Consider the following 6,089-nt stretch of genomic DNA (forward strand, 5'->3'; position numbering starts at 1 on the left):
GGTGCGAGTGCCGGCCAGGTCGTGGCAGCCGGAGCCCGGCCGCGTCCGGCCGCCGAGACCGACTGAACTGGCGGGACCACCGGAGTCCGGGTCAGGACTGGTCGACGGGGAGCCGCGGCTCGGTCGTGTCGCCGAACTGCCAGGCGAAGGCGACGCGCTGCCCGGGCTCGACCTGCTGGGTCTCGGCGCCCTCCTGCGCGAAGGCCCATCCCTCGCCGGTATCGACGAACAGACCCCACCAGGCCCAGGCCGGGCCGAAGCCCGCGCAGTCGGCGGTGTACCCCTCGCCCTCGTACTCGAGCTCCTGGTCCGCAGCGGGGGCGCCGGCAACGCGGCAGGCGAAGAACTGGTCGCTCGCGGCCACGCCCTCGAGCTCGACCCCCGCCTGCTGGAACGCCTCGGCGGCGGTGATCGCGGCATCGGTCTCGGCGCAGCCCGTCTCGGGGGCGCCGCCCAGCTCGCCGAAGTCGACGACCGTCTCCACACCCGCGCAGACCTCGGAGGTCGCGGAATCCTCGGGTGCAGCGGCAGGGACCTCGGACTCGACCCCGACGCAGCCGGTCAGCGTGAGTGCGGCGGCGGCGAGCAGCGCGAATATCGCACCGGTGGTTGCTCTCATGGGGTCTCTCATCTCTCGATTCGTTCGGCGCTGATTCTGCGCTAGTTCACCGTCGGCTTCGACTTCAGACCGCGAGGCGGGTCTTCACGACCGCGGCGAGATCGTCGGCGAGCTGCTGCGCCTGTTCCTCGTCCTCGGCCTCGACCATGACGCGGACCACCGGCTCCGTGCCGGAGGGGCGCAGCAGGATGCGGCCCCGTCCGCCGAGCACGATCTCCGCCTGGGCGACGGCCTGCTGCAGCACCTCGTCGGAGGCGACCCGGCCACGATCCACCCCGCGCACATTCACCAGCACCTGCGGGTACACCGTCATGCATTGCGCCAGCTCGGCGAGCGAACTGCCGGTGCGGACGATCTCCGCAGCCAGGTGCAGCCCCGTGAGGATCCCGTCTCCTGTGGTCGCGTGCTCGCTCATGATGACGTGCCCCGACTGCTCGCCGCCGAGCGAATAGCCTCCGGCGTTCAGCTCCTCGAGCACGTAGCGGTCCCCGACCGCGGTCTCGACGATGTCGATCCCGTTGTTCGCCATCGCGAGCCGGAGCCCAAGATTGCTCATCACCGTGGTCACCAGCGTGTTGCGGTGCAGCTTGCCCCGGGTCGACAGGGAGAGCGCGAGGATCGCCATGATGCGATCCCCGTCGATGACGTCGCCGTGCGCGTCGACCGCGAGGCAGCGGTCGGCGTCGCCGTCGTGCGCGATGCCGAGATCCGCGCCGTGCCGCCGCACGGTCTCTGCGAGCGGTTCCAGATGGGTCGAGCCCACACCGTCGTTGATGTTGAAGCCGTCGGGGTCGTTGCCGATCACGGTCACGCGGGCGCCCGCGTCGCGGAACACGTCGGGCGAGATGCCGGCGGCTGCACCGTGCGCGCAGTCGAGCACGACGTGCAGGCCGTCCAGACGCTGCCCGTCGAGCGTGCCGAGCAGGTGGACGAGGTAGCGATCCTCGGCGTCGGCGAAGCGCCGGATCCGGCCCACCTCGCGGCCGGTGTTGCCCGCGAGCGCGCGGCTCATCGCCGCCTCGATCTCGTCCTCGACCTCGTCGGGCAGCTTGCGGCCGCCGCCCGCGAAGAACTTGATCCCGTTGTCCGGCGCAGGATTGTGCGAGGCGGAGACCATCACGCCGAAGTCCGCACCCGTGTCCGCGACGAGGTACGCCGCCGCGGGGGTCGGGATCACGCCGGCGTCGAGCACGTCGACGCCGACCGAGGCGAGCCCGGCCGAGACCGCCGCCGAGATGAACTCACCGGAGACTCGGGGGTCGCGTGCGACGACGGCGGTGGCGCGACGGCTCTCCGAACGCGCGTCGCGGCCCAGAACGAAGGCCGCAGACTGAGCGAGGCCCAGGGCCAGCTCGGCGGTCACATCGACCCCGGCCAGGCCCCGGACCCCGTCCGTGCCGAAAAGGCGTGCCATAACGCGAGACGTCGCGATTAGCGCTTCGAGTACTGCGGCGCCTTGCGAGCCTTCTTGAGACCGGCCTTCTTGCGCTCGATGACGCGGGCGTCGCGGCTCAGGAAGCCGGCCTTCTTGAGCGTCGGACGGTTGTGCTCGGCGTCGATCTCGTTGAGCGCGCGGGCGATCGCGAGACGGAGCGCGCCGGCCTGGCCCGAGGGGCCGCCGCCCTTGATGCGCGCGGTCACGTCGTAGGAGCCGCCCAGCTCGAGCACCGTGAAGGGGTCGGTGATCAGCTGCTGGTGCAGCTTGTTCGGGAAGTACTCGGCGAGCTCGCGACCGTTCACGGTCATGGCGCCGGAGCCGGGGATGAGGCGCACGCGGGCGATGGCCTGCTTGCGGCGGCCCACGGCGCTGCCGGGAACGGTCAGCGCGGGGCGCGGGGTCGACGCGGTCGCCTGGGCGGCCGGGGTCTCGGTGGTGTAGCTCTCGACGGCCACGTTCTCTTCAGTCACTTGAAAGTCCTTATCTCGAAGTTCGGAGCCGGCGATTACTGGGCGACCTGGCCGATGGTGTACGGGGTCGGCTGCTGCGCAGCGTGGGGGTGCTCCGGGCCTGCGTAGACCTTCAGCTTGCGGAACTGGTCACGACCGAGCGAGGTCTTCGGCAGCATGCCGCGGATCGCCTTCTCCACGGCGCGCTCCGGGTTCTTCTCGAGGAGTTCGGTGTAGGTCACCGAGCTGAGGCCGCCCGGGTAGCCCGAGTGGCGGTAGGCGCGCTTCTTCGCAGCCTTCTGCGCGGCCATGACGACCTTCGCCGCGTTGATGATGATCACGTGATCGCCCATATCCATGTGGGGGGCGAAGGTGGTCTTGTGCTTGCCGCGGAGCAGGGCGGCGGCATGCGAGGCGAGGCGGCCGAGCACCACGTCGGTGGCGTCGATGACGAGCCAGTCGTGCGTCTGCTCAGCGGCCTTCGGTGAATACGTGCGAGTCACAGTATGCTGCTTTCGTTCGAAATGGAGTGGTTCGTGGATCCCTCCCCTGCCGCGTCCCGGCGACGACATGATCGTCGCGCGAGTGCATCGGCCCTGGGGGGCTCACATTCGGGTGCTTGCGCACCAAGGATCTACCTTATCACGAAAGCTGCTTCGCCGTTCACGCTAAGATGTGCAGCGGACCCACTCGTTAATTTCTTGGGGGGATCGAACGAGCGGATCCGCTGCGGTTCGCTCACTCGGCGCGGGGGGTTTGGGGAGATTCACGCCGTTCGTGAGCTGGACGGGGCCTGCCGGATAACTGCCGAGCGGGGCCCGCAACATCGTAGACACTCAGTCGAGCGGGCTCCGCCGCGCCCGGGTCCGCTCCGCGCGGGACGCGAGCTCGTCGTCCGGCGGATAGGCGATCTCCTCCAGCGAGAGGCCGTGCGCGGGCATCACCGCGAAGCGGCTCGTCCGCTCCCTGCGGTCCCGGAGCTCGATGAGCTGCGGCCGGTCGATCCGTCCGCCGCCGACCGCGACGACCGCGCCGACGAGCGCGCGCACCATCGAGTGGCAGAAGGCGTCGGCCTCGATGGTCGCGGCGTAGGCGCCTCCCTCGACCTCGCGCCAGTCGAAGCGCAGCAGGGTCCGCACCGCCGTGGCGCCCGCGCGCGCCTTGCAGAAGGTGGTGAAGTCCTGCAGCCCGAGCAGTTCGGCGCTCGCCTGCCGCATCGCGTCGAAGTCGAGCGATCGCGGCACGTCGGCGGTGAAGCGCGCGGTGAGCGGATCACGGGGCGCGTCCGCGCTTCGCAGGCGGTACTCGTATCTGCGGCTCACCGCTCCGAAGCGCGCGTCGAAGGCCGGGGGTGCCGGACGCACTGCGGCGATGACGATGTCGGGTGCGGTTCGCCGCAGCAACCCGTCGAGGCGGCACGCCGTGATCCGATCCGCGAGAGCCTCGGGTACGTCGAGATGAGCGACCTGGCCGCGGGCGTGCACGCCGGCATCGGTGCGGCCGCCGACCGTGAGCCGCGGCGGATCCTGCTCCTCGGGAGTGCGCAGCAGCACGGCGAGCGCCGTTTCGACCTCGCCCTGCACCGTGCGCAGGCCGGGCTGCGCGGCCCAGCCGTGGAAGTCGGTGCCGTCGTAGCCGAGATCGAGGCGCAGCCGCATCAGCCGCCCATCGTGCGGGGGAAGGTGGCGACGATCCAGTACTCGGCGCTCTCTCCCTCGACCGCTTCGAAGTGGTGGACCTGGTCGCCCGGGTAGGAGACGTAGTCGCCCGCGCGCGCCACGATCCGGGCATCGTTCGGGCCCGCCTTGAGCGCGCCGGATACGACGAGCAGGTGCTCCCGCGAACCCAGCCCGTGGCTCGGGGACGACTCGTAGGAGCCGGCGTCGAGGCGGATCCGGTGGAACTCGAGCACCGACGGCCCGACGAGCGCCGTGCGCATGTGCTCGCCGACGCTGCCCTGGTCGGACACGTCGGCTCCGTCGCCCCGGCGCACCACGACGACCTGCTCCTCCTCGTGCTCCCGGACCAGCTCGGCGACATCCACCGAGAGCGCGCCCGCCACCGATCCGATCGTCGTGAGCGTCGCGTTCGAAGCGCCGGCCTCGAGCTGCGAGAGCGTCGACTTCGCCACGCCGGTGCGCGCGGCGAGCTGGGCGAGCGAGATCCCGTGGGATTCGCGGATGAATCTGACGTTCGTGCCGACGCGCTTCATCAGTTCGTCCCTGCGATCCTCGCTCATGCCTTTCAAGATACCGGTCGAATGTTCGGTCGAGGTCTTGCAATGTTCCGATAGATAAGTATGATTGTTCGATATACAGGTCCACTAGGCGATCGGAACGATCGCGGAAAGGGGTGGCGACGTGGCAACCCTCGACTTCATCGACGACATCACGCTCGACGAGCTGGAAGACGATCCGTACCCCCGCTACGCGCAGCTGCGGGAGCATGCACCGGTCGCCTGGATCCCCGCGGCAGACGCCTGGTTCGTCACCAGCTTCGACGCCTGCGCCGAGGTGGGCGAGGGCAAGTACGGCATGGCCGGCGCGCAGAACCACCCCACCCTGCAGCGCGTCTTCGGCACGCCGAACGTGCTCACCTCCGGCGGCGACACGCACACCGACCTGCGGAAGGGCATCGATCCCAAGCTGCAGCCCACGCCGGTGAACGACATGGTCGACTCGCTCGTCCGCCCGATCGCGCGCGACTACCTCTCGCGGCTCGACGGACAGACTTCCGGCGAGCTCATGTCGGCGTACTTCGAACCGGTGAGCGTGGACTCGCTCCGCACCGTCATGGGACTCGACGGCTACGTCGATTCCGACACCCTGCGCCGCTGGTTCCGCGACCTGAACCTCGGCGTCGCGAACTTCGGCCTCGACCCCGACAGCTTCGCGATCGCCGACCGGGCCTCGACCGAGATCGAGGAGGTCGTCCGCCCCCTGCTCGAGCAGCTGCGCCGGACTCCCGACGACTCGATGCTCTCGCACATGCTGTGGGCCGGGCGCGAAGGCGGGGAGCCGAGGCCCGTCGAGCTCATCATGCCCTCGCTCAAGGTGATCCTGCTCGGCGGCATGCAGGAGCCGGGGCACGCCGCGGGCAGCACGCTGATGGGCCTCTTCGGCGAGCCGGAGCAGTGGCAGAAGCTCGTCGACGACCCCGACGAGTACATCCCCCTCGCGGTGCACGAGGGCATGCGCTGGATCGCACCGATCGGCGCCGTCGAGCGCATGGCGACCCGCGACGTCGAGCTCTACGGTCAGAAGATCCCGGCGGGCAGCATGGTCGAAGTCGTGCTCGGCTCCGCCAACCGCGACGCCAGCCGCTTCGACGAGCCCGACCGCTTCGACATGGAGCGCACGGGACGCGTCAACCAGGCCTTCGGCAACGGCGAGCACTTCTGCGCCGGCCACTTCTTCGCCCGGCAGGTCCAGCGGATCATGTTCGAGGAGCTGGTGCCGGCGCTGCCCGGGCTCCGCCCCGACCCCGACGCGTCCCCCTCGGTCACGGGCTGGGTGTTCCGGGCGCCGAAGACGATGCCGGCGCGCTGGGACGCGACGGCTCCCGCGCGCGAGTCGGCGATCCT

General features: G+C 70.2%; 7 protein-coding genes. 1 reads left to right on the forward strand and 6 read right to left on the reverse strand.

Annotated elements, in window-relative coordinates:
* Positions 1-91: 91 nt before the first annotated feature.
* From ACFPZL_RS08820 to ACFPZL_RS08845, 6 genes are all read right to left on the reverse strand, one after another.
* On the reverse strand, positions 92-619 hold the full coding sequence (locus ACFPZL_RS08820) for a hypothetical protein (RefSeq protein ID WP_218114879.1): 528 nt from the start codon (positions 617-619) through the stop codon (positions 92-94).
* A gap of 64 nt (positions 620-683) precedes the next feature.
* The gene (gene glmM, locus ACFPZL_RS08825) at positions 684-2,033 is read right to left on the reverse strand and encodes a phosphoglucosamine mutase (RefSeq protein ID WP_218114880.1); all 1,350 of its coding nucleotides are present in this window, start codon (positions 2,031-2,033) and stop codon (positions 684-686) included.
* A 17-nt stretch (positions 2,034-2,050) separates the two neighbouring features.
* Entirely contained in the window at positions 2,051-2,527 is a 477-nt protein-coding gene (gene rpsI, locus ACFPZL_RS08830) for a 30S ribosomal protein S9 (RefSeq protein ID WP_218114881.1), read from the reverse strand.
* A 35-nt stretch (positions 2,528-2,562) separates the two neighbouring features.
* Positions 2,563-3,009, reverse strand: a complete 447-nt coding sequence (gene rplM / locus ACFPZL_RS08835) for a 50S ribosomal protein L13 (RefSeq protein ID WP_218114882.1) — start codon at positions 3,007-3,009, stop codon at positions 2,563-2,565.
* 333 nt (positions 3,010-3,342) lie between these two features.
* Positions 3,343-4,164 carry a tRNA pseudouridine(38-40) synthase TruA gene (gene truA / locus ACFPZL_RS08840; RefSeq protein ID WP_218114883.1) on the reverse strand — a complete coding sequence of 274 codons (822 nt, stop codon included), beginning with the start codon at positions 4,162-4,164 and terminating at the stop codon, positions 3,343-3,345.
* Entirely contained in the window at positions 4,164-4,745 is a 582-nt protein-coding gene (locus ACFPZL_RS08845) for a helix-turn-helix domain-containing protein (RefSeq protein WP_218114884.1), read from the reverse strand. Before ACFPZL_RS08845 ends, truA begins: the two co-directional genes overlap by 1 nt.
* Positions 4,746-4,866: 121 nt before the next feature.
* Between ACFPZL_RS08845 and ACFPZL_RS08850 the strand changes: the two genes are divergently transcribed.
* Positions 4,867-6,089: cytochrome P450 (locus ACFPZL_RS08850; RefSeq protein WP_382335130.1), on the forward strand; the 1,223-nt coding region annotated here is incomplete at its 3' end.

This window comes from Leucobacter soli (genome assembly GCF_042659205.1).
GTDB lineage: Bacteria > Actinomycetota > Actinomycetes > Actinomycetales > Microbacteriaceae > Leucobacter > Leucobacter soli.